Annotated in this window: 21 protein-coding genes and 1 rRNA gene; 6 read left to right on the top strand and 16 right to left on the bottom strand. The window is 66.8% G+C overall.

Annotated elements, in window-relative coordinates; genetic code table 11:
- The 5 genes from TV39_RS07740 to TV39_RS07720 form a co-directional block, all read right to left on the bottom strand.
- A 16S ribosomal RNA gene (locus TV39_RS07740) occupies positions 1 to 247 on the bottom strand; the annotation flags it as partial.
- 511 nt (positions 248 to 758) lie between these two features.
- Positions 759 to 2,072 (bottom strand): tyrosine--tRNA ligase, encoded by a 1,314-nt coding sequence (gene tyrS, locus TV39_RS07735; protein WP_043480242.1) that lies wholly within the window; start codon positions 2,070 to 2,072, stop codon positions 759 to 761.
- Between the two features lie 100 nt (positions 2,073 to 2,172).
- Positions 2,173 to 4,401: a HelD family protein gene (locus TV39_RS07730; protein ID WP_043480240.1), complete on the bottom strand. Its 2,229-nt coding sequence runs from the start codon at positions 4,399 to 4,401 to the stop codon at positions 2,173 to 2,175.
- 162 nt (positions 4,402 to 4,563) lie between these two features.
- Positions 4,564 to 5,121 carry an adenine phosphoribosyltransferase gene (locus TV39_RS07725; protein ID WP_043480238.1) on the bottom strand — a complete coding sequence of 186 codons (558 nt, stop codon included), beginning with the start codon at positions 5,119 to 5,121 and terminating at the stop codon, positions 4,564 to 4,566.
- 80 nt (positions 5,122 to 5,201) lie between these two features.
- A complete protein-coding gene (locus TV39_RS07720; protein WP_043480236.1) occupies positions 5,202 to 5,855 on the bottom strand; it encodes a DNA-3-methyladenine glycosylase in 654 nt (217 codons plus the stop codon).
- A 94-nt stretch (positions 5,856 to 5,949) separates the two neighbouring features.
- Here TV39_RS07720 and TV39_RS07715 point away from each other — a divergent pair, with 94 nt between their 5' ends.
- Both TV39_RS07715 and TV39_RS07710 read left to right on the top strand, forming a co-directional pair.
- A complete protein-coding gene (locus TV39_RS07715) occupies positions 5,950 to 7,464 on the top strand; it encodes an AlkA N-terminal domain-containing protein (RefSeq protein ID WP_043480235.1) in 1,515 nt (504 codons plus the stop codon).
- A gap of 45 nt (positions 7,465 to 7,509) precedes the next feature.
- Positions 7,510 to 8,004 carry a methylated-DNA--[protein]-cysteine S-methyltransferase gene (locus TV39_RS07710; protein ID WP_043480232.1) on the top strand — a complete coding sequence of 165 codons (495 nt, stop codon included), beginning with the start codon at positions 7,510 to 7,512 and terminating at the stop codon, positions 8,002 to 8,004.
- A 15-nt stretch (positions 8,005 to 8,019) separates the two neighbouring features.
- Here the strand turns inward: TV39_RS07710 and TV39_RS07705 are convergent, their stop codons facing one another.
- From TV39_RS07705 to argC, 10 genes are all read right to left on the bottom strand, one after another.
- On the bottom strand, positions 8,020 to 8,757 hold the full coding sequence (locus TV39_RS07705; protein ID WP_043480230.1) for a maleylpyruvate isomerase family mycothiol-dependent enzyme: 738 nt from the start codon (positions 8,755 to 8,757) through the stop codon (positions 8,020 to 8,022).
- 37 nt (positions 8,758 to 8,794) lie between these two features.
- Positions 8,795 to 9,328 carry a pyridoxine/pyridoxamine 5'-phosphate oxidase gene (locus TV39_RS07700; protein ID WP_043480228.1) on the bottom strand — a complete coding sequence of 178 codons (534 nt, stop codon included), beginning with the start codon at positions 9,326 to 9,328 and terminating at the stop codon, positions 8,795 to 8,797.
- A 128-nt stretch (positions 9,329 to 9,456) separates the two neighbouring features.
- Positions 9,457 to 10,884 carry an argininosuccinate lyase gene (gene argH, locus TV39_RS07695; RefSeq protein WP_043480226.1) on the bottom strand — a complete coding sequence of 476 codons (1,428 nt, stop codon included), beginning with the start codon at positions 10,882 to 10,884 and terminating at the stop codon, positions 9,457 to 9,459.
- Between the two features lie 5 nt (positions 10,885 to 10,889).
- Positions 10,890 to 12,095: an argininosuccinate synthase gene (locus tag TV39_RS07690; RefSeq protein WP_043480224.1), complete on the bottom strand. Its 1,206-nt coding sequence runs from the start codon at positions 12,093 to 12,095 to the stop codon at positions 10,890 to 10,892.
- A 12-nt stretch (positions 12,096 to 12,107) separates the two neighbouring features.
- Positions 12,108 to 12,671 (bottom strand): arginine repressor, encoded by a 564-nt coding sequence (locus tag TV39_RS07685; RefSeq protein WP_043480222.1) that lies wholly within the window; start codon positions 12,669 to 12,671, stop codon positions 12,108 to 12,110.
- On the bottom strand, positions 12,671 to 13,678 hold the full coding sequence (argF, locus tag TV39_RS07680; protein ID WP_043480220.1) for an ornithine carbamoyltransferase: 1,008 nt from the start codon (positions 13,676 to 13,678) through the stop codon (positions 12,671 to 12,673). Before argF ends, TV39_RS07685 begins: the two co-directional genes overlap by 1 nt.
- Positions 13,675 to 15,012, bottom strand: coding sequence for an acetylornithine transaminase (locus TV39_RS07675; RefSeq protein WP_200890975.1), 1,338 nt, complete (start codon positions 15,010 to 15,012; stop codon positions 13,675 to 13,677). Before TV39_RS07675 ends, argF begins: the two co-directional genes overlap by 4 nt.
- Positions 15,009 to 15,956 carry an acetylglutamate kinase gene (gene argB, locus TV39_RS07670; RefSeq protein WP_043480218.1) on the bottom strand — a complete coding sequence of 316 codons (948 nt, stop codon included), beginning with the start codon at positions 15,954 to 15,956 and terminating at the stop codon, positions 15,009 to 15,011. Before argB ends, TV39_RS07675 begins: the two co-directional genes overlap by 4 nt.
- A 32-nt stretch (positions 15,957 to 15,988) precedes the next feature.
- Entirely contained in the window at positions 15,989 to 17,155 is a 1,167-nt protein-coding gene (gene argJ / locus TV39_RS07665) for a bifunctional glutamate N-acetyltransferase/amino-acid acetyltransferase ArgJ (RefSeq protein WP_043480216.1), read from the bottom strand.
- Entirely contained in the window at positions 17,152 to 18,183 is a 1,032-nt protein-coding gene (argC, locus tag TV39_RS07660) for an N-acetyl-gamma-glutamyl-phosphate reductase (protein ID WP_043480214.1), read from the bottom strand. The genes argJ and argC overlap by 4 nt, the downstream gene beginning before the upstream one ends.
- A gap of 167 nt (positions 18,184 to 18,350) precedes the next feature.
- On the opposite strand from argC, the gene TV39_RS07655 reads away from it, so the two are divergent.
- From TV39_RS07655 to TV39_RS07640, 4 genes are all read left to right on the top strand, one after another.
- Positions 18,351 to 19,439 carry a fatty acid desaturase family protein gene (locus TV39_RS07655; RefSeq protein ID WP_043480212.1) on the top strand — a complete coding sequence of 363 codons (1,089 nt, stop codon included), beginning with the start codon at positions 18,351 to 18,353 and terminating at the stop codon, positions 19,437 to 19,439.
- A 132-nt stretch (positions 19,440 to 19,571) separates the two neighbouring features.
- Complete coding sequence (locus TV39_RS07650; protein ID WP_043480210.1) at positions 19,572 to 20,537, top strand: quinone oxidoreductase family protein; 966 nt, start codon at positions 19,572 to 19,574, stop codon at positions 20,535 to 20,537.
- Positions 20,538 to 20,757: 220 nt separating this feature from the next.
- Entirely contained in the window at positions 20,758 to 24,702 is a 3,945-nt protein-coding gene (locus TV39_RS07645) for a Pls/PosA family non-ribosomal peptide synthetase (RefSeq protein ID WP_235347305.1), read from the top strand.
- A 51-nt stretch (positions 24,703 to 24,753) separates the two neighbouring features.
- Complete coding sequence (locus tag TV39_RS07640; RefSeq protein ID WP_043480208.1) at positions 24,754 to 26,121, top strand: M1 family metallopeptidase; 1,368 nt, start codon at positions 24,754 to 24,756, stop codon at positions 26,119 to 26,121.
- Positions 26,122 to 26,165: 44 nt separating this feature from the next.
- Here the strand turns inward: TV39_RS07640 and TV39_RS07635 are convergent, their stop codons facing one another.
- Complete coding sequence (locus TV39_RS07635) at positions 26,166 to 26,846, bottom strand: 4'-phosphopantetheinyl transferase family protein (protein WP_043480206.1); 681 nt, start codon at positions 26,844 to 26,846, stop codon at positions 26,166 to 26,168.
- Positions 26,847 to 26,849: the final 3 nt, after the last annotated feature.

Genomic DNA, 26,849 nt, shown 5'->3' with positions numbered 1-26,849 from the left:
ACAAGCTGATAGGCCGCGAGTCCATCCAAAACCACAAAAAGCTTTCCACCCCCCACCATGCGATGAGGAGTCATATCCGGTATTAGACCCAGTTTCCCAGGCTTATCCCAGAGTTAAGGGCAGGTTACTCACGTGTTACTCACCCGTTCGCCACTAATCCCCCAGCAAGCTGGGATCATCGTTCGACTTGCATGTGTTAAGCACGCCGCCAGCGTTCATCCTGAGCCAGGATCAAACTCTCCGTTGAAGTAAAACAAAAACAGACACACCATGCGCCCCCGGGAAAACGGGAAACACACAATGCACAAAATTTGAAACCAGCTGTAAAAACCAGACCACACCACGGGGTGGCGGATCCAGTCAATTCAACCAATCCATAAAATAAATTGGTATCAACAAACTTGGCACACTATTGAGTTCTCAAACAACAGACACATTCGAATACTTTTCAAACAAATTTGAATTCTTTCGAATTCTTTGTTATCATTTCCTCGCTGCGATGTTTCCATCTTATTTCATTCATTTCCACTTTGCAAATCCGGTTATTCTTCCGAAGTTCACTTGGTGGAGTGAATCCGCCCAGCAAAATATGAAGCAACTTTTCATTTTTGCGACTTGCGCATGAAGAATTGCTTCTCATTTGTAGGGGGTCTGTCACCACTCAGCGGCGGCGACTCAGAAAACATTACACGCTCCTCCCCGGCCGCGCAAATCGGCCGGAAAGGAGCGTGCACATGAGTTCCTGGAAGCGCCCGACCCTAGGAAGCAGCCACTTCCACCGTTGCCAGGTTCTTCTTCCCGCGGCGCAGAAGCAGGTAGCGCCCGTGCAGCAGTTCGCTGCCAGGAATAACTGCATCCGGATCGGTGACCTTCGTGTTGTTCACATAGGCGCCGCCTTCACCGACTGTCCGGCGGGCGGCCGATTTGCTGTCCGAGAGCCCTGAGGCCACCAGCAGGTCCACGATGCCCATTCCGTCCGGGTCAACACGCGCCGAGGGCAGTTCGGCGGTCGCGGCCGACAAGGTCCGCTCGTCCAGCGCCGCGAGATCACCGCCGCCGAAGAGCGCCGCGGAGGCGGCGATGACCTTCTCCGTAGCTTCCACGCCGTGGACCAGCGAGGTCACTTCGAACGCAAGCTTGCGCTGGCCTTCGCGGGCAAAGGGACGCTCGGCAATCGAAACTTCCAGGGCTTCGATCTCGGCGCGGGTCAGGAAGGTGAACACCTTCAGCCGCGCGGCAACGTCGGCATCAGCGGTGTTGAGCCAGAACTGGTAGAAGGCGTAGGGGCTGCACATCTCCGGATCAAGCCAAATGGCGTTACCTTCGCTCTTTCCGAACTTGGTGCCGTCCGAATTGGTGATGAGCGGCGTGCCCAGCGCGTGCACGTGCTTGCCTTCAACCTTGCGGATGAGTTCGGTGCCGCTGGTGAGGTTGCCCCACTGGTCCGACCCCCCGGTCTCCAGGACACAGCCGTAGTCACGGAAGAGCTGAAGGTAGTCCATGCCCTGCAGGATCTGGTAGCTGAACTCCGTGTAGCTGATGCCCTCATCCGAACTGAGCCGGGAGGCAACGGCATCCTTGCGGAGCATGGTGCCGACCCGGAAGTGCTTGCCGATTTCGCGAAGGAAGTCGATGGCGCTGAGCGGGGCGGTCCAGTCGAGGTTGTTGACCATTCTGGCGGCGTTTTCGCCGTCAAAGCTCAGGAAGCGCCGGACCTGGGCCTGGAGGTACCCAACCCATTCGGAAACGGTGTCCTTGGTGTTCAAGGTGCGTTCCGCCGTCGGCCTCGGATCACCGATCAGGCCGGTGGATCCGCCAACCAGGCCCAACGGCCTGTGGCCGGCGAGCTGAAGGCGGCGCATCAGGAGCAACTGCACAAGGTTGCCGAGGTGCAAGCTGGGTGCGGTGGGATCGAAACCGCAGTAATAGGTGATCGGGTCCCCGGCGAGCAGCTTCTCCAGTTCCACTTCATCAGTGGAAACGTGGACCAGGCCGCGCCAGTTGAGCTCTTGCCAGATGTTGGCAAAGGTCGGATCGTTCTGCTGGGACTCGAGATCATTTAGTTGGGACACGTGATCTAAGTTAGCAGGATTGCCCGGCTCCGAGCGCTGCGTGACAGCGCTCGGGCCGCGGGCGGGAGGCCGCGATAATCCGGCCCTCCCGCCACCGGGATTATCTTTCGATGCCTGCAGGCACCGGTGCAGCTGCGATCAGCCGCAGCCGCTGGGTGGGCCGGGTCATGGCCACGTAGAGGTCCCCGACGCGTCCGTGCTCCTGATTGAGCATCATGGAGGGCTCCAGCACCACAACGCCGTCGAACTCCAGGCCCTTGGCTTCCCGCGGGCTGATAACGACGATGTCCTGCTCGTAGCTGCCGGCGCCGGAACCTACACGGCGGCCGTAGGCAGCGCGCAGTGCCGAAGCGGCCTGCGGCAGCAGGTCGCCGTCGGCAATCACGGCGAGCAGGCCGCCGTCGAGCGCGTCCAGCTCGTCCGGAAGCACCTCAACGAGCCTGCTGACGACTGCCCCGTCGTCGACGCGGTCGATGATCGGCGACCAGCGGCCTTCCCGGACGGCCTTTGGGGCAGAGATCACCAGGCCGGCGGCGGTTGCCATCCGGGCTGCCGCCTCCGCGATCTGGGAGGGCGTGCGGTAGTTGACCGTGAGTTCCTCGAGCTGCCAGCGGTCGCCGAACATCGGCTCCAGCGCGCTTTGCCAGGACTTGGCGCCGGCCACGGAACTCGTCTGGGCGATGTCGCCCACGATCGTGAACGACTTGAGCGGGCAACGCCGCACCAACAGCCGCCACTGCATCGGAGACAGTTCCTGCGCCTCGTCGACAACGATGTGCCCGAAGGCCCACGTGCGGTCGCTGGTGGCCCGTTCCGCGGCGGTGAGCCGTGCCTCGCGTTCCTGGTTCTGGTCGACAAGTTCCTCGGCCGTCATCAGCACATCGACCCCGGCGGTTTCCATGTTAACCAGGGTCTGCTTGGCGTTGGCGATGTCCCGGGCACGGTCGTGCTCCTGCTGGGCCAGTCCGCGGCCGGCTGCGGGATCAAGCTCGCCCAGCAGTTCGGCGGCTTCATCCAGCAGCGGCACGTCGGCTTCGGTCCAGGGACTGTCTGCCGGACGGCTGAGGAGGGCGCGTTCAGCGTCAGTCAGGTGGGGCGTGCAGGCTGCCAGGATGGCCGGCTTGCTGAACAGCTCGGAGATGAGCTTTTCCGGGGTCATCGGCATCCAGCACAGATTCAGTGCGATCCGGACATCGCGGGCAGTCCGGACGTCCTCGGCGAGATACGAACGGTCGGCATTGTTGCCGATGCTGCCGGCCTCGACGAGCTCGGTCATCTGCTCGGTGAGCTCGCGGAGCAGGATCTTCACGAACGTCAGGCGCGCCTCGTTATGCGGCTTGTGGCTGGCGCGGGCCTTTTCCCGGGCCCGGCGCACCTGGCGGGGAGTCAGGACCAGCTTGCGGCCGTCCACCTCAAGGATCCGGTTCTCAGCCGGTATGCGCTGCCGGTTGGTCACGGCGTTGGCAACCACCTCGGCCATATCCAGCCTGCCCTTGACGGCAGCGACGTCCGCTTCCTGTTCGGGTACGGCATTGATGCCGGGCATCAGCCGGCCGACGCTCGCCATGACCACGCCCGTCTCGCCGAGTGACGGCAGCACGCGCTCAATGTATTTCATGAACGACGACGACGGACCCACCAGCAGTACGCCGGCGGTCTTCAGCCGGTCACGGTGGGTGTAGAGGAGGTACGCGGCGCGGTGCAGCGCAACGGCGGTCTTGCCCGTTCCGGGCCCGCCCTGGACGACGACGGCTCCGGAGATGGAGGAGCGGATGATCCGGTCCTGCTCCGACTGGATGGTGCCGACAATGTCGGACATGCGTCCGGTGCGCTTGGAGTTCAGGGCGGCCAGCAGCGCTCCCTCCCCCTGGAGCGATTCGTTGTCGGCCAGCATGTCGGCGTCGAGGACGTCGTCTTCAATGGCCTTGACTTCGCGGCCCTGCAGAATCAGGTGGCGGCGGCGGCGCACGCCCTGGCGGTCGAAAGCAGTGGCCTGGTAGAAATGCCCGGCCTCGGGCGCGCGCCAGTCCACCATGAGCCGCTGGAGGTCGTCAGTGGTCAGCCCGATACGGCCGATGTACTGGGCCTCCCCCGAATCCAGGTCGAGGCGGCCAAAAACCAGCCGGTCGTCCACAGCGTCCAGCTGGGCAAGGCGGTCCTCATAAAGGGCCGCAAAGGCGTCCCTTTCGGAAACATTTTGCATGGTTCCCACGGCACCGGCACGGCGGACCTGGGCAAGCTGAGTGCGCTTTTCCTCGCGCAACTCATCAAGGCGGGCATACAGTCCGGCAACATAGTCCCGTTCATGGGCCAAATCAGCGTCGAGCATCGAGACTTTCCCCTATCGCAAAAGACAGACCGTCCATTCTACAACCATTTTGATGAACGCGCCTGAAACATTTCAGTGGCCCGGTTTCCCACACCCCGCTCCCCCGCTGCGCCGGGTGCGGAGCCGGCAGTGGCGCGGGCGGCTCCCGGCCGGCGGTACCCCTCAGAGCCGGATGAGCGAGCGGACCCGGTGGCCGCTGAGTGCCGAACGGCCGCGCAGTTCTCCAAGTTCCATGACCACGCCCACGCCGGCAACATGGACCCCGCAGCGTTCAAACAGCCGTGTGGCGGCGCCGAGAGTTCCGCCGGTGGCAAGGACGTCGTCGAGAATCAACACCCGGCTCCCGGCCGGAAGATCAGTGGTGTGCAGTTCGAGCGTCGCAGTGCCGTATTCCAGCGCGTAGTCCTCCGCGACCACCTTGCGAGGGAGTTTTCCGGCTTTCCGCACCGTGATTACACCGGTGTCGGTGGCGTAGGCAGCAGCGGCCGCCAGCAGGAAGCCGCGGGCCTCCACCCCGGCCACGGCATCGAACTGTCCTTTGAACGGCTCGACGAGTGCTTCCACCACGGCCCTGAACGCCGAGCCGTTGGCAAAGACGGGGGTCAGGTCCTTGAAGATGATTCCGGGTTTGGGATAGTCCGGCACCGTGGCGCAGAGGCTGTTGATCAGCTGGTCCACGGGAACGCTTCTTCTGGCTTGGCCAGGCTCGCTTTGATTCACCCATCCACCCTATGCCGGTGGCGGCCAATCTTCACGATCCGGCCCCTAAGCCATGATCCGGGCGCCTCAAGCGCCCGGACCTAGGCCGGACGGGCTTTCGCGGCCTTGTAGCGCGAGACCGTGGGATCCCCGGTCAGCCAGTACCGCCACGGATATGCGTGGCTGCCGCCCGCACCCGAAACCCCCACGCGGGGACCCGTGCTGATGTCGCGTGCCCGTGTCACCGGCAGCTCCAGCCTGAACGGTTCGCCGAGCGCATCCCGGCCGCTGTCCGCCGTGGTAAGCCCCAGTGCCGTCGCCAGCCGTGCGGGTCCGCTGGCCAGGTCCTTGGCGGATTTCGACGTCGGGCGCCTGGTACGTGCCAGATCCTCGCCGTCGACGATTTCTCCGCCCCGCAGGAGCAGTGCCGACGCCGTTCCGGGCGGACCGCAGACAATATTGGCGCAATAGTGCATCCCGTAGGTGAAGTAGACATAGAGGTGCCCGGCCGGTCCGAACATGGGCTTGTTGCGTCCGGTCTGTCCGCGGAAGGTGTGGGAGCCGGGATCCGGGTGCAGGGAGTCGTGCGGGCCAAGGTACGCCTCCACTTCGGTGATCCGCACGGAAACCGTACCTTCGGGGCTGTCATAGGTGAGGACGGCGCCGAGCACCAGCGGCGCCACGTGACGGGCGTCCCCGGAAAGCAACTGCCGCACGGCATGTTCGTGTCCGGGGCGCGGCTGGCTGGAGCTCATGCATCGACTTTAACAAAGACCGCTTTCAGCTGGACCCCACGGCCGTGTCCGATTTCCGCTAGCACCGGGTTCCCGGAGCTGACAGGATGGAGCCATGGACTTCTGGCAGCGGTACCGGGCAATCGATGCCCGCGACACCCGTTTCGACGGGCAGTTCTACACCGCTGTCCGGACCACGGGCATCTATTGCCGGCCTTCATGCCCGACCCGGACGCCGAAAGCGGAGAACGTCACGTTCTATGAAACCTCCGCGGCGGCCCATGACGCAGGGTACCGGGCCTGCAAGCGATGCCTGCCGGAAGCCGTCCCGGGCACGCCGGCATGGAACCTCCGTTCGGACATCGCGGGGCGGGCCATGCGCCTCATCAACGACGGCGTGATCAACCGCGACGGCGTGGAGGGGCTGGCCTCTCGGCTCGGCTACTCATCCCGGCAGCTCAACCGGATCCTCAGCCACGAACTGGGCGCCGGCCCGTTGTCCCTGGCGCGGGCCAGCAGGGCGCAAACCGCACGGACGCTCCTGGTGTCCACGCAGATGAAGCTCGCCGACGTGGCCTTCGCGGCCGGATTCAGCAGCGTCCGCCAGTTCAACGAAACAATCGGCGAGGTCTTCGACATGACGCCGACGGCTCTCCGGGGCACTGCGCGCCACCACCGGACGCCGGCCGCAACGACGGCCCTGACGCTGAACCTGCCCTACCGTGAACCGTTCGATCCGGGCGTCTTCGATTTCCTCGCCGTCCGGTCCATCCCCGGGATCGAGGCCGGCACCGCAACCTCCTACGCGAGGACTTTGCGACTCCCCCATGCTGATGCCCGCTTCAGTGTGAAGTACGACGCCGGCGCCCCGGGGCGGCCCCTGATCCTCACCATCGGGGCGGTGGACCTCAGGGACCTGCCGTCACTGCTTAGCCGGGTCCGGCGGCTCCTGGACCTCGACGCCGATCCGGTGGCCATCGACAGTGCGCTGGAAACCGATCCGCGGCTGGCGCCAGCCGTCAAGACCTTCCCGGGCATGCGCATGCCCGGTGCTCTGGATCCGCAGGAGTTGCTGGTCCGGGCCATGATCGGCCAGCAAATCACGATCGCGGCCGCCCGGACCGCCCTCACCCAGTTGTCCGCCTGCGGAAGCGGGAGCCTGGTGCCGGCGGACGGCCTGCACCGGCTCTTCCCTACCGCGGCCCAGATCGCGGACGCGGGATTCAGCCTGCTGCGTGGTCCGCAGCGGCGGATCGACTCCGTCCGTGCGGCCGCCGCCGCCATGGCCGCCGGGGACCTGGACTTCGGTTACGGCGACGACCTCGCAAGCCTGCAGTCCAAGCTCCTGCCACTGCCGGGGGTGGGACCGTGGACCCTGGGATACGTTGCCATGCGGGTGCTCGGGGCACCGGATGTGTTCCTGGCCAACGACGCCGCCGTGCGCAACGGCATCCTCGCCCTCGATGGCGACCGACAGGCGGCTGGGCGGCAACCTCGCCAACTCACACCGGACTTCACCGAAGTAGGCCCCTGGCGCTCCTATGCCACCATGCATCTCTGGCGTGCTGCCGCCATGCATTCCAGGCGCACACCGAAGCGGCAGGCTTTGCCGGCCATTGCGGCAAGTTAACCCTGAAGAGTTAATCCCGAAGATTTAACCCACGAAAGCGAAGAAATGAAAGCCCAACTGCTGACCCTGTCCACCCCGGACGGTCCGTTCACCATCATTGCCCGCGACGGCGCCGTCCTGGCGTCCGGCTGGACCGGGGAGGCTGCGGAGCTGACCGGGCAGATCCATCCCGAATTGCTACCGGATGAGTTCGTCCCGGTCATGGAACTTGGCGACATCTCGGACGCCGTCAATGCCTTTTACGCCGGCGACCCGGAGCCTGCCATGCGTGTGCCGGTCCTGCAGAAATCGGGACCGTTCCGCAGCCATGCCTGGGATGTCCTCCGGACCGTGAGCCCGGGCCGGCCCGTGACCTACACCGAGTATGCGACGCTGTCCGGGAACCCGAAAGCTGTCCGGGCCGCCGCAAGCGCCTGCGCCTTTAACGCGGCAGCCCTGTTCGTGCCGTGCCACCGTGTGGTGCGGACGGACGGCACGCTGGGCGGATTCAGGTGGGGGCTTGCGGTCAAGGAAAGCCTGCTGGGACGCGAACAACGCTGACTGCGGCCGGCAACCCTACTTGCTGGCCGGAACGCCGGAGGGCCAGGGCAGGAGCTCCGGAAGATCCACACCGTCGGCAGCGGCAGATGCGCGCAGGCTGCCCAGCGAGGGCTCGCGCCCCGCTAGCCACGCCGCAATGTCCGTGAGCATGCCGTTGATGACGGTGGACCGTAGTCCCGTGCCGATGGTCAGCGGCGGCAGGCCGAGGGACTGCAGCACGAACCGCTGGCCCTCCGGCACGCGGGCTGCCAGGAAATCGAACAGGTGCTCGCAGAATGGCCGGCTCCAGGTTTCCGGGCCACGTCCTGTGTTCAGGTCCGAGGCGTGGATCGTGAGTTCCCGCCAGAGGGCCAAGCCACCGTCCAGCACCACTCCGCCGCGATAGGAAATCGGCACCTGCCAGCCGCCGGCATCCAGCGAATCGAAGGCCCGGAGGGCGCGTCCCAGCGCAGAATCCAGATCGGCACGGTGCTGCGAAAGGGTGTGGCCTGCGGCCATGTCGATGGCCTTGGTGCGGCCTTCAAACCCGCCGTCATAAAGGTCCACCGTCTCTCCGCGGGCGGCAAATTCAAGTTGCCGGGCCATGGCGTTCGAAATACCGGCGAGGTGCGCGAGGACATGGCCCCGGGTCCAGCCGGGCAATAACGAGGGAGCCGTGACGTCTTCTTCGGCGAGTTTGCCGGCCTGGGAGGCAACGACGTCGGCAGCTTTATGGAGTTCGGCGAGCAGCGCGTCCGGTGTGATTGCGGTCATACCCGCCATCGTAGCGGACAGTTAATCGCTCTTAACGCTAGCCGCGCTCCGGACCGGGACCATAGCGGTGGCGGACATGGCGGCGGTCGTGGCGGGCCTGCCAGAACTCAATCTCGTGCGGCTGGACGGCGTAAAGCCGCCAGTCCGGATTGTCGCTGCCGTCGGCGCCCGGCCGTGCGTGCCAGTCCGCTGCCGAGGCCTCCGCGGACAGCTCCACGACGCCCCCGGCCACGCGGACCTGCCGGCCCTGCAGGGGCCAGTAGAAGTTCAGCGCCGCCTTCGGAGTGGCCGCGAGTTCCTTCCCCTTACGCGAGGTGCGGGAGGTTGCGATGTGCCAGCCGTCGTCGTCAATGTCCTTGAGGATCAGCATCCGGGACGAAGGCTGGGCGTTGGCCCCCACAGTAGCCAGGCTGCACGCATGCGGCTGGGGCTCCCCGGCGGCAAGCGCCTCTGCCAGCCATTGCCGGAACAGCTCGGCCGGGTCTGCCGGGGCTGCCGAGGGATCGAAATCCGGCAGGGCCTCAGGGAAATCCGGCAGGGCACGCAGGTACCGGCGGAAGGATTCGCTCATGCACCCACCATAAACGCAGAACGCTTTCTCAGTTGTTGCATGAACATCGGCAACGCTCTCTCACTTTCTTGAGGAAAGTGAGAGAGCGCCGGCCAAATAGTCGCAACAAGTGAGAGAACGTCTGGCTGTTAGCCCGCGTACTCCCGAACGCCGGCAAGCTCGGCTTCCAGCGCGACGAGCTGGCGTTCGACGGCGGCGGGTGCCGTCCCGCCTTGGGAGTTGCGGCTGTTGAGCGATCCCTCGGTGGACAGGACCGTGCGGACCTCAGGCGTCAGGTGCTCCGAGATAGCCGCGTATTCCTGGTCCGTCAGGTCCCAGAGCTCGACCCCGCGGCTTTCGGCCTGCTTCACTGCAGCACCGGAGAGCTCGTGGGCTTCACGGAACGGAACGCCCTGCCGGACGAGCCATTCGGCAATGTCCGTGGCCAGCGCGAAGCCCTGGGGAGCCAGCGACTCCATCCGTTCGGTGTTGAACTTCAGCGTCGCAATCATGCCGGAGACGGCCGGAAGCAGGACTTCCAGCGTGTCGGCGGCGTCGAAGACCGGCTCCTTGTCCTCCTGCAGGTCGCGGTTGTACGCCAGCGGCAGGCCCTTGAGCGTGGCCAGCAGCCCGGTCAGGTTGCCGATCAGGCGTCCCGCCTTGCCGCGGGCCAGCTCGGCGACGTCGGGGTTCTTCTTCTGCGGCATGATCGAGGAACCGGTGGAGTACGAATCGTGCAGGGTCACGAAGGAGAACTCCTTGGTGGCCCACAGGATCACTTCCTCCGACACCCGGGACAGGTCCACGCCGATCATGGCCGTGATCCAGGCGAACTCGGCAAAGACGTCGCGCGCGGCGGTGCCGTCGATCGAGTTGTGCGTCGCGGAGAAGAAGCCCAGTTCCGCCGCCACCGCCTCCGGGTCCAGGCCCAGCGAGGAGCCCGCAAGCGCACCGGAACCGTAGGGCGAAACCCCCGCACGCTTGTCCCAGTCCTGCAGCCGCTGCACATCGCGCAGCAGCGCCCAGGCGTGGGCCAGCAGGTGGTGGCTGAGCAGCACCGGCTGCGCATGCTGGAGGTGCGTGCGTCCGGGCATGGCCACGCCCTGGTGCGCCCTGGCCTGCTCCACCAGGGCATCGATCGTGGCGAGCACGCCGCGCGCGATGATCCGGGCGTGGTCGCGCAGGAACATGCGCCCCAGCGTGGCCACCTGGTCGTTGCGGGACCGGCCCGCGCGGAGCTTCCCGCCGAGCTGGGTGCCGGCGCGCTCGATCAGTCCGCGTTCCAGCGAGCCGTGCACGTCCTCATCGGACTCCGCCGGAAGGTAGGCGCCGGAGGCGACGTCCGCATCCAGCCTGCTGAGGGCGTCGAGCATGCCCTCGAGCTCGGCGTCGTCCAGCAGGCCGGCCTTGTGCAGCACGCGGGCGTGCGCCTTGGACCCGGCGATGTCGTAACGGGCAAGCCGCCAGTCAAAGTGCGTGGACTTGCTCAACGCCGCCAGGGCGTCGGCGGGGCCGCCGGCAAAGCGGCCGCCCCACAGTGCGCCGGTGTTCGTGGCTTCGGACTTTTGCTCAGCCACGCGGGCTACTTTCCGGCGACGCGGATGTCGCGGCCGGAGGCAACCTTGGCGGACATGCCCCACAGCTCGATGAACCCGCGCGCCATCGACTGGTCGAAGGTGTCGCCGGTGTCGTAGGTGGCGAGGTCGAAGTCGTAGAGCGAGGTCTCGGAGCGGCGTCCGTTGACCACTGCCTGGCCGCCGTGCAGCGTCATGCGGATGTCACCGGAAACGTACTTCTGGGTGTCCTCGATAAAGGCGTCCAGGGAGCGCTTGAGCGGGGAGAACCACTGGCCGTCGTAGACCAGCTCGGACCAGCGCTGGCCCACGGTGGCCTTGAAGCGGGCCTGTTCGCGTTCGACGGTGATGTCCTCGAGGTGCTTGTGCGCGGTGATCAGCGCCATGGCACCGGGGGCCTCGTAGATTTCGCGGGACTTGATGCCGACGAGGCGGTCCTCGACGACGTCGATCCGGCCCACGCCCTGGGCACCGGCGCGGCGGTTGAGTTCCTTGATGGCCTGCAGCGGGGTGACCTTGACGCCGTCGATCGCTACCGGAACGCCGGCTTCGAAGGTGATGGTGACTTCATCCGGTGCCGGCGGGAATTCCGGGGTGGCGGTGTAGTCGTAGATGTCCTTGGTGGGGGCGTTCCAGATGTCCTCGAGGTAGCCGGTTTCGACGGCGCGGCCCCAGACGTTCTGGTCGATCGAGTACGGGTTCTTCTTGGTGGTCTCGATCGGGAGTCCCTTTTCCTCGGCGAAGGCGATGGCCTTGTCGCGGGTCAGGGCGAGGTCGCGGACCGGGGCGATGCACTTCAGGTCCGGCCCGAGGGTCTGGATGCCCACTTCGAAGCGGACCTGGTCGTTGCCCTTGCCGGTGCAGCCGTGCGCCACTGTGGTGGCGCCGAATTCGCGGGCGGCCTTGACCAGGTGCTTGACGATCACCGGGCGTGAGATCGCCGAGACCAGCGGGTAGTGGCCCTGGTAGAGGGCGTTGGCCTTCAGCGTGGGCATGCAGTATTCGTTGGCGAACTCATCGGACGCGTCGGCCACGTAGGCTTCGACGGCGCCGCAGCCCAGTGCACGCTGGCGGATGGTCTCCAGCGACTCGCCGCCCTGTCCGACGTCGACGGCCACGGCGATGACCTCGGCACCGGTGGCTTCACCGATCCAGCCGATCGCTACGGAAGTATCCAGGCCACCGGAGTAGGCCAGCACAATACGCTCAGTCACTTCAAATGCTCCTTAGTTGTTTGGTTCTTGGTTGTCTTCAAGCTTATGGCCGGCTTCTTCGGCGAACTGCAGGAAGCGGGCGGCCACGTCCGCGCCGCCCTGCGGGTCCCGCGTGACCAGCAGCACGGTGTCGTCCCCGGCGATGGACCCCAGGATGGATGGCATGACCGAGTGGTCGATGGCCAGGGCCAGGAAGTTCGCTGCCCCCGGAGGGGTCCGGAGCACCACGATGTTCGCCGATGCTTCGGCAGTCACGAGCAGTTCCCCGCACAGCCGGGCAAGCCGGGCGTCGAGGATTTCCTGGGTAACCCCGGCCTTGGCTGCGCGCTCCCCGCCCTCACCCGGGACGGCGTACACCAGCACGCCGTCCTTGCCGCGGACCCGGACGGCGCCGAGTTCCACGAGGTCGCGGGACAGCGTGGCCTGGGTGACCTGGACGCCGTCGTCCGCCAGCAGCGCGGCAAGTTCTGCCTGCGAGCGGACGGATTCGCCGGTCAGGATCGCGGTAATCCGCGCCAGCCTGGCGGTTTTGGTGGCGGGGCTTGCGCCCTGAGCCGCCGGAGGGTTGGTGGACACTAGAACGTGCTCTCCCCGGTGCCTTCAACGGGGGAAAGACCGTCCACGAAGGCCAGGCCGGACCGGTGCATAAGCCACGCCATCAGCGCCTTCTGGGCGTGGAGGCGGTTTTCGGCTTCGTCCCAGACAATCGACTGCGGACCGTCGATGACCCCGGCAGAAATCTCATAGCCCCGGTACGCCGGCAGGCAGTGAAGCACGACGGCGTCCGGCGCCGCGAGTTCCATCGCCGCTTCGTCGACGGAATAGTCGCGGAACAGCTGCAGCCGGGCTTCCTTTTCGGCTTCCTGGCCCATGGACACCCAGGTGTCGGTGGCGACGACGTCGGCCCCCTTGAGCGCTTCGGCGGCGTCCGTGGTGATCAGCACCGAGCCGCCCGTTTCCGCGGCCCGTTCCTCCGCGGCAGCAACGATCTCCGCAGCCGGAAGATAGCCGTCCGGTCCAGCAATGCGCACGTGCATCCCGGCGGTCACCCCGGCCAGCAGATAGGAGTTCGCCATGTTGTTGGCGGAGTCGCCGAGGTAGCTCATGGTGAGGCCCTTGAGCTCGCCCTTGTGTTCCTTGACGGCCAGCAGGTCGGCCAGCAGCTGGCAGGGGTGGTAATCGTCGCACAAAGCGTTGATGACCGGGACCTTGGAGTTTTCGGCCATGGCCACCAGTCCGGAGTGTGCACCGGTGCGCCAGACGATGGTGGAAACCATGCGCTCCAGGACCTTGGCGGTGTCCTCCACGGATTCCTTGTGGCCGATCTGCGCCTCACCCGGGTTGATGATCAGGGCGTTTCCGCCCATGTCCGCCACGCCGGTGGCGAAGGAGACCCGGGTCCGGGTGGACGTCTTGTCGAAGATGACCGCAACGGTCTTGCGTCCGCTGCCCTGGGCGGCGAACGGCTGGACGCTGTAGGGTGCGGCTTTCATCCGGACGGCAAGGTCCAGGACCTCGGCCTGTTCTGCAGGAGTGAGGTCGGTGTCCTTGAGGAAGTGACGGGTTGTTGCGGAGCTGGTCACTGGGCATCCTTTGCGGTCTGGAGGAGCGTGGGCAGGGCCTGGATGAAGCTGTCGGCCTGTTCCGCCGTCAGGATCAGCGGCGGGGCGAGGCGGATGGTCCGCGGACCGGGGCTGTTGACGATGAAGCCGGCGTCCAGTCCTGCGGCCACGACGGCGGGCGCGATGTCCGCGTCCAGGTCAAAGCCGATCAAGAGGCCTTCGCCGCGAACTTCCGTGACGCCGTCGACTGCCGCCAGCTTCGAGCGGAGGTGCTCCCCCACCGCACGGACGTTGTCCAGGACGCGCTGGCTCTCGATCGCGTGCAGCGTGGCCAGCGCGGCGGCCGTGGCCACCGGGTTCCCGCCGAAGGTGGTGCCGTGCTGGCCTGCCGTGAGGAGCGAGGACGTTTCCGGGCCGAAGGTAATCAGTGCCCCGATCGGGAAACCGCCGCCCAGGCCCTTGGCGAGCGTCACTGCGTCCGGGACGATCCCCGCGTCTTCGCTGGCCAGCCACTTGCCGGTGCGGCCGATGCCGGTCTGGACCTCATCGAGGATCAGCAGCGCGCCTGCCTTCGTGGTCGCTTCGCGGGCAGCCTTCAGGTAACCGGCGGGCAGCGGCCGGACGCCGGCTTCGCCCTGGATCGGCTCGAGGAAGACAGCTGCAGTGGTTTCATCGATTTCCTCGATGAGTGCGTCGATGTCCCCGAACGGGATGTGGACAACGCCGCCGGGCAGGGGTTCGAACGGCGCCCGGTAGGCGGCCTTGGCGGTCAACGCCAGGGCGCCCATGGTGCGGCCGTGGAAGGCACCCTCGAGCGCGATGATCTTGGTCCGCCGTTTGACTGTTTCGCCGGGGCCGGCTGACACCTCGGCTCCGGAGTTGCGGCGCGCCAGCTTGAAGGCGGCCTCCACGGCTTCGGTGCCGGAGTTCGCGAAGAACACTTTGGAACCGGCCGGAGCCTTGGCCAGTTCCAGGAGCTTTTCGGCCAGCGCAATCTGCGTGGGGCTGGTGAAGAAGTTGGACACGTGGCCCAGGGTGGCCAGCTGACTGGAGATGACCGACGTCACGAACGGATGGGCGTGGCCCATGGCGTTCACGGCGATGCCGCCGAGCAGGTCGAGGTACTCCTTGCCGTCGGCGTCCCAGACCAGGCACCCGGCGCCGCGGACCAGGACCCGCTGCGGCGTGCCGAAGACTCCCATGAGGGAGGAGGAGTAGCGGGCCAGCCATTCGGCTCCGGTGGTGTGGCCTTTGGTTTCGACGATCCCCAGCAGCTCCCCCTCCTCGCGCGCCCGGACGGGGGCCCCTGCTGCCGTGGGCCCATCAACCACCGGGGACTTTTCTATCTGGCTCATACGTTCGTTTCCTCGTCCGGGACCACCTGCGTGCCGATTCCGGCGGTGGTGAATGTTTCCAGCAGCATGGAGTGCGGCAGGCGGCCGTCCACAATGTGTGCGCGCTCCACTCCGTCGTCAACCGCCTGCAGGCAGGCGGCCATTTTGGGGATCATGCCCGATTCGAGCCGCGGCAGCATTTCCCGCAGCTCCGAGGCCGTCAGGGACGAGATCAGCGACGACTTGTCCGGCCAGTTCGCGTAGAGGCCCTCGACGTCGGTCAGGATGACCAGCTTGGAGGCACCCAGCGCCGATGCAACGGCGGCCGCCGCGGTGTCCGCGTTGACGTTGAGCACCTGCCCGGTGGTGGATCCGTCGTCGGATATTTCCGGGGCAACGGTGGAAATCACCGGTATCCTGCCGGCGGCGAGGATGTCCACGATGCCCTCGGGGTTGACGCCCACGACTTCCCCGACGAGGCCCAGGTCAACTTCCTCGCCGTCCACGACGGTTCCGGTGCGGACGGCGCGCAGCAGGCCGCCGTCTTCACCGGACATGCCGACGGCGTAGGGGCCGTGGGAGTTGATAAGGCCCACAAGTTCGCGGCCCACCTGGCCGGTCAGCACCATGCGGACCACGTCCATGGCCTCGGGTGTGGTGACGCGCAACCCGCCCTTGAACTCGGACTCAATGCCGAGGCGGCTGAGCATGGCGTTGATCTGCGGCCCTCCGCCGTGCACCACCACCGGGTGGATGCCCACGTGGTGCAGGAAGACGACGTCCTCGGCGAACGCCCGGCGCAGGTCGTCGTTGACCATGGCGTTGCCGCCGTACTTGATCACCATGGTGGATCCGGCGAAGCGCTGGATCCACGGCAGGGCTTCGATCAGGGTTCCCGCCTTGTCCTGGGCGGCCTTGGTTGTATCGGGACCGATAGGGGTTGTCTCGCGTGTCTGGGTGTTCATGCTGCTGTCTCCCCGGAAGGTGGGTGCGCCACCTAGCTTGAGTAGGCGCTGTTTTCGTGGACGTAGTCGTGCGTGAGGTCATTGGTCCAGATCGTGGCTTCGGCTTCGCCGGCCTGCAGGTCGATCCCGACGTGGACCTCGCGCGGCTCCAGGTCCACCAGACTGCGGTCCTCGCCGATGCTTCCGTTGCGGCAGATCTGCACGCCGTTCATGGAAACGTTCAGCTGGTCCGCCTCGAACACGGCGTCGGTGGTGCCGACGGCGGAAAGTACCCGGCCCCAGTTCGGGTCCTTGCCAAAGATGGCCGCCTTGAACAGGTTGGAACGGGCCACAGCCCTGCTGACGATCTCGGCGTCCTTCTCGCTGGCGGCATTGAAGGTGCGGATGGCGATGTCATGGCTGGCGCCCTCGGCGTCGCCGATCAGCTTGCGGGCCAGTTCGGCGCAGACCTGCGTCAGTCCCGCCCCGAATTCCGTTGCGGAGGGCACGACGCCGGATGCGCCCGATGCCAGCAGCACCACGGTGTCGTTGGTGGACATGCAGCCGTCCGAGTCCGCCCGGTCAAAAGTGACCCGGGTGGCGTCGCGGAGCACGACGTCGAGCATTTCCGGCTGGACGTCCGCGTCGGTGGTGATGACCACCAGCATGGTGGCCAGCCCGGGAGCAAGCATGCCTGCGCCCTTGGCCATGCCGCCGATGGTGTATTCGTTGCCTTCGGCGTCCTTGCCGGTGAAAACTGCTTCTTTGGACACGGAATCGGTGGTCATGATCGCAGTGGCCGCAGCCGGGCCGCCGTCGGCGCTGAGGGCCGCCGTGGCCGCGCTGATCCCCGGGATGACTTTGTCCATGGGCAGCTGCTCGCCGATCAAGCCGGTGGAGCAAACAAAGATGTCGGTGGCCGAGACGCCCAGGGCTTCCGCAGTCTTTTCTGCGGTGGTGTGGGTGTTCTGGAAACCCTGCGGGCCGGTGCAGGCGTTGGCGCCGCCGGAGTTGAGGATCACGGCGTCGACACGGCCGTCCTTCACCACTTCGCGCGACCAGTGGACGGGCGCCGCGGCAACGCGGTTCGAGGTGAACACCGCGGCCGCCGCTTTCGACGGGCCGTCGTTGACCACCAGGGCAAGATCGGGATTCCCGGACGCCTTCAGGCCGGCTTTGACGCCGGCGGCGCGGAATCCTTTGGAGGCGGTGACGCTCACGGGGCTACTCCCTGCAGGTTGAGGCCGGCGGTTTCCGCCAGGCCAAGGGCGATATTCATGGACTGCACGGCGCCGCCGGCCGTCCCCTTGGTCAGGTTGTCGATGGCGCAGGTGACAACGACGCGGCCGGTGTGCGCGTCGAACGCCAGCTGCATCACGGCGTGGTTGGAGCCCTGCACGGATTTGGTGGCGGGCCACTGGCCCTCGGGAAGCAGGTGCACGAACGGCTCGTCGTCGTACGCCTCTTCCCAGGCGCTCCGCAGCTCTGCTGCCGTCACGCCCGGCTTCACGCGGGCGGTTGCCGTGGTGAGGATGCCCCGGCTCATCGGAGCGAGGGTGGGAGTGAAGGACACTGTGACGGGCTCGCCCGCGGCGTTGCCCAGCCCCTGCTCGATCTCGGGCGTGTGCCGGTGGCCGCCGCCCACGCCGTAGGGGCTCATCGAGCCCATGACTTCAGAGCCGATCAGGTTCACCTTCGCGGCTTTCCCGGCACCCGAGGTGCCCGAGGCCGAAACGATCACGACGTCGTCGGGCTGGAGGAGGCTGCCGGCGAACCCGGGAGTCAGGGCCAGCAGGGCCGACGTCGGGTAGCAACCCGGGACGGCGATCCGTGTGGCTCCTTTCAGCTTTTCCCGTTGCCCCGGCAGTTCGGGGAGTCCATACGGCCAGGTTCCGGCGTGCGCGGAGCCGTAAAACTTTTCCCAGGCGGCGGCATCTTCCAGGCGGTGGTCCGCGCCGGCGTCGATCACTACCGTTCCTTCGGGAAGCTGCGCCGCGATTTCAGCGGAGGCTCCGTGCGGAAGCGCCAGGAACACCACGTCGTGGCCCGAGAGGTTCTCCACGGTGGTGTCCTCAAGGATGCGGCTGGCCAGACCATGGAGATGCGGCTGCAATTCGCCTAGTCTGGAACCGGCGTTGCTGTGTGCTGTGATGGCGCCGATGGTGACGTCGGGGTGTCCGGCCAGCAGGCGAAGCACCTCACCGCCGGCGTAACCGCTGGCACCGGAAACGGCAACAGAAATAGTCATGGAAACGACTATACAGCAAGACTATGCATAGAACCCGATATTTATGCATATACTCCTGCCTGCCCGGGTTAGGCCGCCCAGCGTATGCTTGAAGAAGGGTGAACCTGACCGCGCGGTCCGAATGTCGGCTGCAGCGTTGCCCGTAACAGTTACGAGGCCCCGAGTCCATGACCCCCACCACTACTTCGGAGCGCCCGCAGTCGCGTGTCCGGCAACCCAACCAGGTTGTCCTGAGCTATTCCGAGCTCCTCAAAACCGTCAAGGCTGCAGGCCTGCTCGAACGGCGCGTCGGCTTCTACATCACGGTCTTCTCCGTCCTGGTGCTCCTGATGACAGCCGCCTGGTTCGGCTTCGCGCTCATCGGTGACAGTTGGTTCCAGCTCCTCATCGCCGCCGCCATCGGCATCCTTTGCACCCAGCTGAGCTTCCTGGCCCACGAGGCCGGCCACCGCCAGATCTTCGCCTCCCGCCGTGCCAACGACTGGGCCGCCAGGCTGCTGGCGACGTCCGTCGCCGGCATGAGCTACTCCTGGTGGGAGCAGAAGCACGGCGCCCACCACAACCACCCGAACGTCATTACCAAGGACCCCGACATCGCGCCCGGGCCCATCGCCTTCCACACCGAAGCGGTTGCCGACCGGCAGGGACGGTTCGCATTCCTTACCCGGAAGCAGGGCTGGTTCTTTTTCCCGCTGCTGTTCCTGGTGGGCCTCGGCCTGCAGATCGATTCGGTCAAGTTCGTCTTCCGCCGCGCGAAAGTCACGCACCGCTGGGTTGAACTCCCGATCCTCCTGGCCCGCCTGAGCCTGCTGCCGGTCCTCACGTTCACGTTCCTGCCGTGGGGCATGGCGCTGGCGTTCATCGGCGTCCAGCTCGCCGTCTTCGGGTTCTACATGGGCGCTTCCTTCGCCCCGAACCACAAGGGCATGCCGGTCCTGCCGGCGGACAGCCGCGTGGACTTCTTCAGCCGCCAGGTCCTGACCTCCCGGAACATTTCCGGCGGCCGCTTCATGGACATCCTGATGGGCGGGCTCAACCGCCAGGCCGAACACCACCTCTTCCCGGACATGGCCCGCCCGCAGCTGGACAAGGCCGCGGTGATCGTCCGGGAGTTCTGCGCCAAGCACCAGGTCCCCTACACGGAGACCACGCTGCTGCAGTCCTACGGCATCATCGTCCGCTACCTCAACGAGGTGGGCCTGTCCGCCGGGCGCCACTTCGAATGCCCCATGGCCACTGTTACCCGCCGCTACTAGGCACACGCCCCCGATTAACCCTTGAGACGAAGTGACGGCCGGTTACCGGCCGTCACTTCGTCGTTGGCGGTGGTGTCCCTAGGATGGTTCCTGTATCCGGGCCTGGAAATCCCAGCCCAGGGAAGGAGACACATGATGCACGCAATTGTTGCCCGCCAGGCGGGCGGGCCCGAGGTCCTGCAGCTCGCGGAAGTGGAGCGTCCTGTACCTGGACGCGGCCAACTGCTGGTGAAAGTCTCCGCCACCGGGGTGAACTTCATCGACACCTACAAGCGCAGCGGCACGTACAAAGTCGCGTATCCGTTTACCCCGGGTTCAGAGGCATCCGGCACCGTTGAGGAAATCGGCGAAGGCGTCACGGTCTTCTCCGCGGGCGACCGCGTAGCTACGGCCGAAGGCACTAACTGCTACGCGGGCTACATCCTGGTGGACGAGGACAAGGCGCTGCCTGTCCCCCGCGGCGTGGACGATTTCACGGCGGCGGCCCTCCCCCTCCAGGGCATCACTGCCCACTACCTCATCAATTCCTCTTTCCGCGTGGAGCCGGGCCACACCATTCTGCTTCACGCCGGGGCCGGCGGCGTGGGGCTGCTGGCGATCCAGCTGCTCAAGGCCAAGGGCGCCCGCGTCATCACCACTGTCTCCACCGACGACAAGGCGAAGCTGGCCCGCGAAGCCGGCGCCGACCACGTCATCCCCTATGACGGCTTCTCCGCCAAAGTCCGGGAACTGACCGACGGAACCGGCGCGGATGCCGTATACGACGGCGTCGGCAAGGACACTTTCGACGGCTCCCTCTCCGCCCTGCGTGTCCGCGGCACGCTGGTTCTGTTCGGCGCCGCATCCGGCCCGGTTCCCCCGTTCGATCCGCAGCGCCTGAATGCCGGCGGCTCCCTGTACCTGACCCGGCCGACCATAAACCACTTCCTCCGCAACGCCCAGGAACGCCGCTGGCGCTCCGACGAGATCTTCGCGGCGGCCGCAGACGGGAACCTCAAGGTCCGGATCGGCGGCCGCTACGACCTTGCTCACGCAGCGCAGGCGCACGACGACCTTGAACAGCGCCGCACCACCGGCAAGATCATCCTGGTTCCCTGATCCGGCGCACGGGCCCGGGTCCTAGGGGCAGTGTCATAGGGCCCGGTAACACGCGCCCAGGTCACAGCGGCCGCTAACACGGGCCCGTAAACGGGACGCGAACCCCTGGCGAACGTCCGGCGAACTGCGACACCTTCTGTTCATCTTCAGCGGAAAGAATCACCCCGTGACTGAACAACCGCTTGCGCCCGGATCCTCCCCCGTGCCGGAGACCGGCCCCCTGGCAGGACGCACGGCACTTCCGGCCGTGCGGAACGTGCACCCGCCGCAACTGCCGGGCGCCGCCGCTGCGCCGCCGGAGCGCACGCTGATCGACATCCTCGAAGACACGGCCCGGAACTTTCCCGAGGCTTCTGCCCTGGACGACGGCCACCGGCGCCTGAGCTACGCGCAGCTGATGGCCGACGTCCGGGCCACGGCACGGGAGCTTCACCTGGCGGGCCTCGGTGCCGGCGACAAGATCGGCGTCCGCATCCCGTCCGGCACCAACCGGCTCTACGTTTCGATCCTGGCCATCATGCTGATCGGCGCGGCCTACGTGCCGGTGGACGCCGATGACCCCGACGAACGCGCCAAGCTGGTATTCAGCGAAGCCCGCGTCGCCGCCATCCTCCGGGCCGACGGCCGGATCGTCACGGACAGCAAGCGTCCCCGGCCGTTCCCGCACCCCCGGATGCCGGAGCCCGACGACGACTCCTGGGTGATCTTTACCTCAGGCTCCACAGGCACGCCCAAAGGTGTGGCCGTCCAGCACCGCTCGTCAGCGGCGTTCGTGGATGCCGAGGCCCGTCTTTTCCTGCAGGACGAACCGATCGGCCCCCAGGACCGGGTATTGGGCGGACTCTCCGTGGCCTTTGACGCGTCCTGCGAGGAAATGTGGCTGGCCTGGCGCTACGGAGCCTGCCTTGTTCCTGCCCCGCGGTCCCTGGTCCGGACGGGCATGGACCTCGGCCCGTGGCTGATCAGCCACGGGATTACGGTGGTTTCGACGGTGCCCACCCTTGCTGCGCTGTGGCCGGCCGAAGCGCTGGAGAACGTGAGGCTGCTTATTTTCGGCGGCGAAGCCTGCCCCCCGGAGCTCGCGGAGCGCCTCGCCGTCGACGGCCGGGAAGTCTGGAACACCTACGGCCCCACGGAAGCTACCGTGGTTGCCTGCGCGGCGCCGCTGGGCGTGCCGGGCCCCCTGCGGATCGGCCTGCCGCTGGACGGCTGGGACCTTGCCGTGGTGGATGCCAACGGCGTTCCGGTGGGCGAAGGAGAGGTGGGCGAGCTCATCATCGGCGGCGTGGGGCTGGCCCGGTACCTCGACCCCACCAAGGATGCGGAAAAGTACGCGCCCATGCCGTCCCTCGGCTGGAACCGGGCCTACCGGTCCGGAGACCTGGTCCGCTACGAGGCGGCGGGCCTCATCTTTATGGGACGCGCCGACGAGCAGGTGAAGCTGGGGGGCCGGCGGATTGAACTCGGCGAGATTGACGCCGCACTGCAGGCCCTGCCGGATGTCGCCGGAGCTGCGGCAGCGGTGCGCACGACGGCGGCGGGGAACCAGATCCTCGTCGGTTACCTCGCCGCTGCGGGCACCGCGGAACTCGACCTCGCCGCGGCCCGGGAACTACTGGGACACAGCCTCCCGGCACCGCTCATCCCGCTCCTGGCCGTGGTGGAATCGCTGCCCACCAAGACCAGCGGAAAAGTGGACCGGCACTCCCTGCCGTGGCCGTTGGCCGGAGCGGGAGCCGCTGATGCGGACAAAGCCCCGCTGAACCTTCCCGACGACGCGCGCTGGATCGTGGAGCAGTGGGGCAGCGTGCTGGGTACACCGGCGTCGAGCCTGGATGCGGACTTCTTCGCGCACGGCGGCGGATCACTTGCTGCTGCCCAGTTGGTATCGGCATTGCGGGTCCGCTATCCCACGATTACGGTGGCCGACATTTACGCCACTCCCCGGGTCGGGGCGCTCATCGACGCCGCCCGGCAATCCCTGCCCGAGGGAATTGCCGGGCCGGCGCCTGAGCGGGAGGTCCGGCCCACGGCACGGAAATCGCAGGTTTTCCAGACACTGATGGGCGTCCCCCTGCACATTCTGGTGGGCATGCGCTGGCTGACCTACGTGATGGTTGCCAACAACCTTCTTGCATCCCTTGCCGGCTTTACGGCTGCTCCGGTTGTCTCCTGGTGGTGGGTGGCTGCGTCATGGCTGGTCTTCGTGAGCCCGGCCGGACGGATGGCCCTTTCGGTCCTGGCAGCCCGGACGCTCCTCCGCAGCGTGGTTCCCGGTACCTACCCCCGGTCGGGCAAGGTGCACCTGCGGCTGTGGCTGGCGGAACAGATCCAGGACCTGTCGGGCGCCATCAGCCTGGCAAGTGCTCCCTGGGTTCCCTACTATGCGAAGGCGCTCGGGTCAAAGATCGGCAATGACGTGCAGCTGCATTCACTGCCGCCGGTTACGGGAATGCTGTCCCTGGGGCGCGGCTGCAACATCGAGCCGGAAGTGGACCTCTCCGGCTGGTGGATCGACGGCGACTCCGTCCACATCGGCCGGGTGCATGTCGGGGCCGGCGCAACGGTGGGGGCACGCAGCACGCTCATGCCCGGCACCAGTATCGGAGCCGGCGCCCAAGTGGAGCCGGGGTCGGCGGTCCTCGGAAAGGTCAAGGCCGGGCAGCTGGTCTCAGGTTCCCCCGCCGAGCGGATCGGCAAGGCCAAGCAGGCGTGGCCGGACGTGCCGCCACCGGCGCATCCGCTGATCGGGCGGCTCTGGTTCGCGGCCTTTGCTGCAGCATCAGCGGTGCTGGCCACCATCCCCTACCTTTCCGCCGCCGCCGCGGCGATCGTGGTGTTCATGTTCATCCGCGGCAGCGGGTCCCTATCTGCCGCCGCGCCCCAGGTCCTTGCCTCGCTGCCCCTGGCAGCGCTCACCTGGTTCGTCACCAACCTCCTGCTGATCCTTGCCACCACCCGGTTGCTGGGAGTCGGACTCAAGGAAGGGTATTTCAGGGTGCGGAGCCGGATCGGCTGGCAGGTCTGGGCCACGGAACGTGTCCTCGACCTGGCCCGGGATGTCCTGTTTCCGATCTACGCCAGCCTGTTCACGCCGGTCTGGCTCCGCCTGCTGGGAGCCAAGGTGGGCAAGAACGTGGAGGCCTCCACCGTCCTCCTGCTGCCCAAAATGACAACCGTCGGCGAAGGCGCCTTCCTCGCGGACGACACCATGGTGGCCTCCTATGAACTGGGCGGCGGTTGGATGAGGATTGCCCCCGCCAAGATCGGCAAACGCTCCTTCCTCGGTAACTCCGGAATGACGGGGGCGGGACGAAGCGTGCCCAAGAACTCGCTGGTGGCCGTCCTCTCGGCCACCCCGGCCAAGGCCAAAGCGGGCACCTCCTGGCTGGGCAGTCCTCCGGTCCGGCTGCGGCGTACTGCCATCGCCACGGACAACACCCTGACCTTCCAGCCGCCGCGGCGGCTGAAGGTGGCGCGCGCCCTGTGGGAGCTTTGCCGGTTCATTCCGGTAGTGCTCACCGTCGGCCTGGCCGCCGGCGTCATGCTCGCCTTCGACTGGCTCGCCTCCGCGTGGGGCTACGGCACCGCAGCGCTCCTGGGCGGCATCGTGATCCTCGGCGCAGGTGCCGCTGCCGCCGCCAGCGCCGTGGCGGCCAAATGGCTGCTGGTGGGAAGGATCAAGCCCGGCGAGCACGCCTTGTGGAGTTCCTTCATCTGGCGGAACGAGGTAGTGGATACTTTCATCGAAATGGTGAGCGCACCGTGGTTCGCGCGTTCAGCGTCAGGCACTCCGGCCTTGGTGTGGTGGCTGCGCGGGCTGGGTGCGAAGATCGGACGCGGCACCTGGTGCGAGAGTTACTGGCTGCCGGAAGCGGACCTTGTGACGCTGGGCGAAAGCTCGACGGTCAACCGGGGCTGCGTGGTCCAGACCCACCTTTTCCACGACCGGATCATGAGCATTGACACTGTTACGCTCGAAGATGGAGCCACCATGGGACCACACGGCGTCATCCTCCCGCGGGCCCGCATCGCGAAGGGTGGGACGGTGGGTCCGGCATCCTTGGTCATGCGCGGGGAAACCGTTCCCGCCGCGACGTACTGGATGGGCAATCCGGTGAGCCCGTGGGCCGGACCGGCAGTGCCGGCTCCGCGGCTCAAGTAGCTCCAGCACGGTCAACCCCGGCGTCCACTTCCGCGAGATGAAGGCCAGTTTATGAGTTTTGCAGCACCATCCAGCCCTGGCGGCACGCGCCGGCCGGACGAGACGTCAGGCTCGCCGGATCCCTACGTCCCCGGGCACGGCACGAACGCCTACCGGGTCACACGGTACGAACTGGACCTGGACTACAAACTGGCCAGCAACAGGCTGAGCGGCCGGGCCGTCCTGCATGCGGAAGCGGAGCGGCCGACGTCGGCCGTTGTCCTGGATCTCGCGGGACTGCGCGCCGTCAAGGTGTCCCTGAACGGCAAGAGGGTGCGCAGGTTCAGCCAGCGGGCGGAGCAGCTGGTGGTTTTCCCCGACGCGGCCCTGCTGCCGGGCGATCGCTTCACGCTGGACATCCGGTATGAGGGAAACCCTGCTCCCCGCCGCGGCCTCTGGGGCGAGGTGGGCTGGGAGGAACTTACCGACGGCGTGCTGGTGGCGGGCCAGCCCAACGGCGCCGCCTCCTGGTTCCCCTGCAACGACCACCCCCAGCACAAGGCCAGCTACCGGATCGCCGTCACCACGGAGGCCAACTACCGGGCCGTCTGCAACGGCCTGCTGGTCTCCCGAAAGACAGGCTCCAGCCGTGAGACCTGGACGTACGAGCAGGCCGAACCGATGGCGACGTACCTCGCCACGGTCCAGATCGGCCGCTATGACGTACTGACCCTCGACACCACCGCGGTTCCCGGCAGCGTGGCTCAGCATGTCGCCGTCCCTGCCGCCCTGGCGGATGCTGCACGCCGCGGCCTGGCCCGACAGCCGGAGATGATGCGGGCCTTCGTCAACAGCTTCGGCCCCTATCCATTCCAGGAGTACACCGTGGTGGTGGCGGAGGACGAGCTCGAAATTCCCTTGGAAGCCCAGACGCTCGCCATCCTTGGCCCCAACCACCTGACGACGGGGTGGGAGTCGCAGCGGCTGATCGCCCACGAACTGTCCCACCAGTGGTTCGGCAATTCCCTGACGGTTGCGGCCTGGAGCGACATCTGGCTCCACGAGGGATTCGCGTGCTACGCGGAGTGGATCTGGTCCGAGGCGGCCGGGGTCATGAGCGTTGCGGACCGCGCTGCGGCCGCCTGGCGGAAGCTCGACGGCGGGCGCCAGGATCTCATGGTCGGTGACCCCGGGCCGGAGCTGATGTTCGACGACCGGGTGTACAAGCGCGGCGCCCTGGCTCTGCATGCGCTGCGGATCCGGTGCGGCGACCTCGCCTTTTTTGCGCTGCTGCACGAGTGGGCGGCCAGCAACCGCCACGGATCAGTGTCCACTGCCGGGTTCATCCAGACAGCGGACCGCGTGGCCGGAATCGATTCCGAAGCTTTGCTCCATCCCTGGCTGTTCGAAGAGGCACTGCCGGCCCTGCCCGTGCGGTAGCGGCCTGCGCTTCATCCCGGCGGGCGTTTCACGGTGCCGGCGCTTCAGCCGAGGGCGACGGCGGCAACCAGATCGTCCGGCAGCCCCGATTCGGCGGAGGCCAGATCCCGGATGCCGGGCCGGTCAAGCACGTCAAGCGCCTCAGGCGCCCGTCTGAGGCCCTCCCCTGTCATCTTCAGGAAGGCCTCCTTCCGCGCCCACAGGCGGGCACGCCCACGCAGCAGGGCAGTCCCGTGCAACGGCGCCACGGCCCGTCGCTCAGCCGGGGTCAGCGCCACCGTGTCGAAGCCCTCAAACTCCAACCGCTGCGGATCCTCGGCGTCGACGCCCAGCCGCTGCCCCGCAGCGGGCGCCGTCACAGCCGCCAGCAGGGTCCAGCCGGCAGCCCGGGACAGGCTCAGCAGCAGGGGCACCGGCACTCCGTCCAGGGTGTAACCCGGCCGCCCGTGGGAAACGCCCGGTCCGGTGCCGCACTGCGGACAGCTGTAACTGGCGGCAAGATCCCGGGCGCGCACACCGAGAAGCTCCGCGGCCAACAGGTGCTGGGCCAGACGGGCGGCGAGGAAATCCGCGCGTGCCCGGGGCACCATGGCACGGGCACGCTCGAGTTCAGGGCGGTCCAGGAGTTCACCGGTCCTGCGTTCCAGCCCGGCGACCGCCTCGGCGGCGTCCGGCCCGGACATGCCAAAGGGCGGGCAGGCACGCACAACAAGTTGTGATGCCATGGC

It is taken from the genome of Arthrobacter sp. SPG23 (genome assembly GCF_000876655.1).
Classification (GTDB): Bacteria; Actinomycetota; Actinomycetes; order Actinomycetales; family Micrococcaceae; genus Arthrobacter.
The sequence above is the reverse complement of the archived record's forward strand: the minus strand, read 5'-3'. Positions and strand labels throughout refer to the sequence as shown.

Excerpts from the sequence above, each read along its gene's own strand:
- TV39_RS07635 (WP_043480206.1), bottom strand. The coding sequence starts at position 26,846 with ATGGCATCACAACTTGTTGTGCGTGCCTGCCCGCCCTTTGGCATGTCC.
- argB (WP_043480218.1), bottom strand. The coding sequence starts at position 15,956 with ATGAACACCCAGACACGCGAGACAACCCCTATCGGTCCCGATACAACC.
- TV39_RS07710 (WP_043480232.1), top strand. The coding sequence starts at position 7,510 with ATGAAAGCCCAACTGCTGACCCTGTCCACCCCGGACGGTCCGTTCACC.
- TV39_RS07700 (WP_043480228.1), bottom strand. The coding sequence starts at position 9,328 with ATGAGCGAATCCTTCCGCCGGTACCTGCGTGCCCTGCCGGATTTCCCT.
- TV39_RS07640 (WP_043480208.1), top strand. The coding sequence starts at position 24,754 with ATGAGTTTTGCAGCACCATCCAGCCCTGGCGGCACGCGCCGGCCGGAC.
- TV39_RS07720 (WP_043480236.1), bottom strand. The coding sequence starts at position 5,855 with ATGAGCTCCAGCCAGCCGCGCCCCGGACACGAACATGCCGTGCGGCAG.
- TV39_RS07730 (WP_043480240.1), bottom strand. The coding sequence starts at position 4,401 with ATGCTCGACGCTGATTTGGCCCATGAACGGGACTATGTTGCCGGACTG.
- argC (WP_043480214.1), bottom strand. The coding sequence starts at position 18,183 with ATGACTATTTCTGTTGCCGTTTCCGGTGCCAGCGGTTACGCCGGCGGT.
- TV39_RS07675 (WP_200890975.1), bottom strand. The coding sequence starts at position 15,012 with ATGAGCCAGATAGAAAAGTCCCCGGTGGTTGATGGGCCCACGGCAGCA.
- TV39_RS07715 (WP_043480235.1), top strand. The coding sequence starts at position 5,950 with ATGGACTTCTGGCAGCGGTACCGGGCAATCGATGCCCGCGACACCCGT.
- TV39_RS07650 (WP_043480210.1), top strand. The coding sequence starts at position 19,572 with ATGATGCACGCAATTGTTGCCCGCCAGGCGGGCGGGCCCGAGGTCCTG.
- TV39_RS07705 (WP_043480230.1), bottom strand. The coding sequence starts at position 8,757 with ATGACCGCAATCACACCGGACGCGCTGCTCGCCGAACTCCATAAAGCT.
- TV39_RS07655 (WP_043480212.1), top strand. The coding sequence starts at position 18,351 with ATGACCCCCACCACTACTTCGGAGCGCCCGCAGTCGCGTGTCCGGCAA.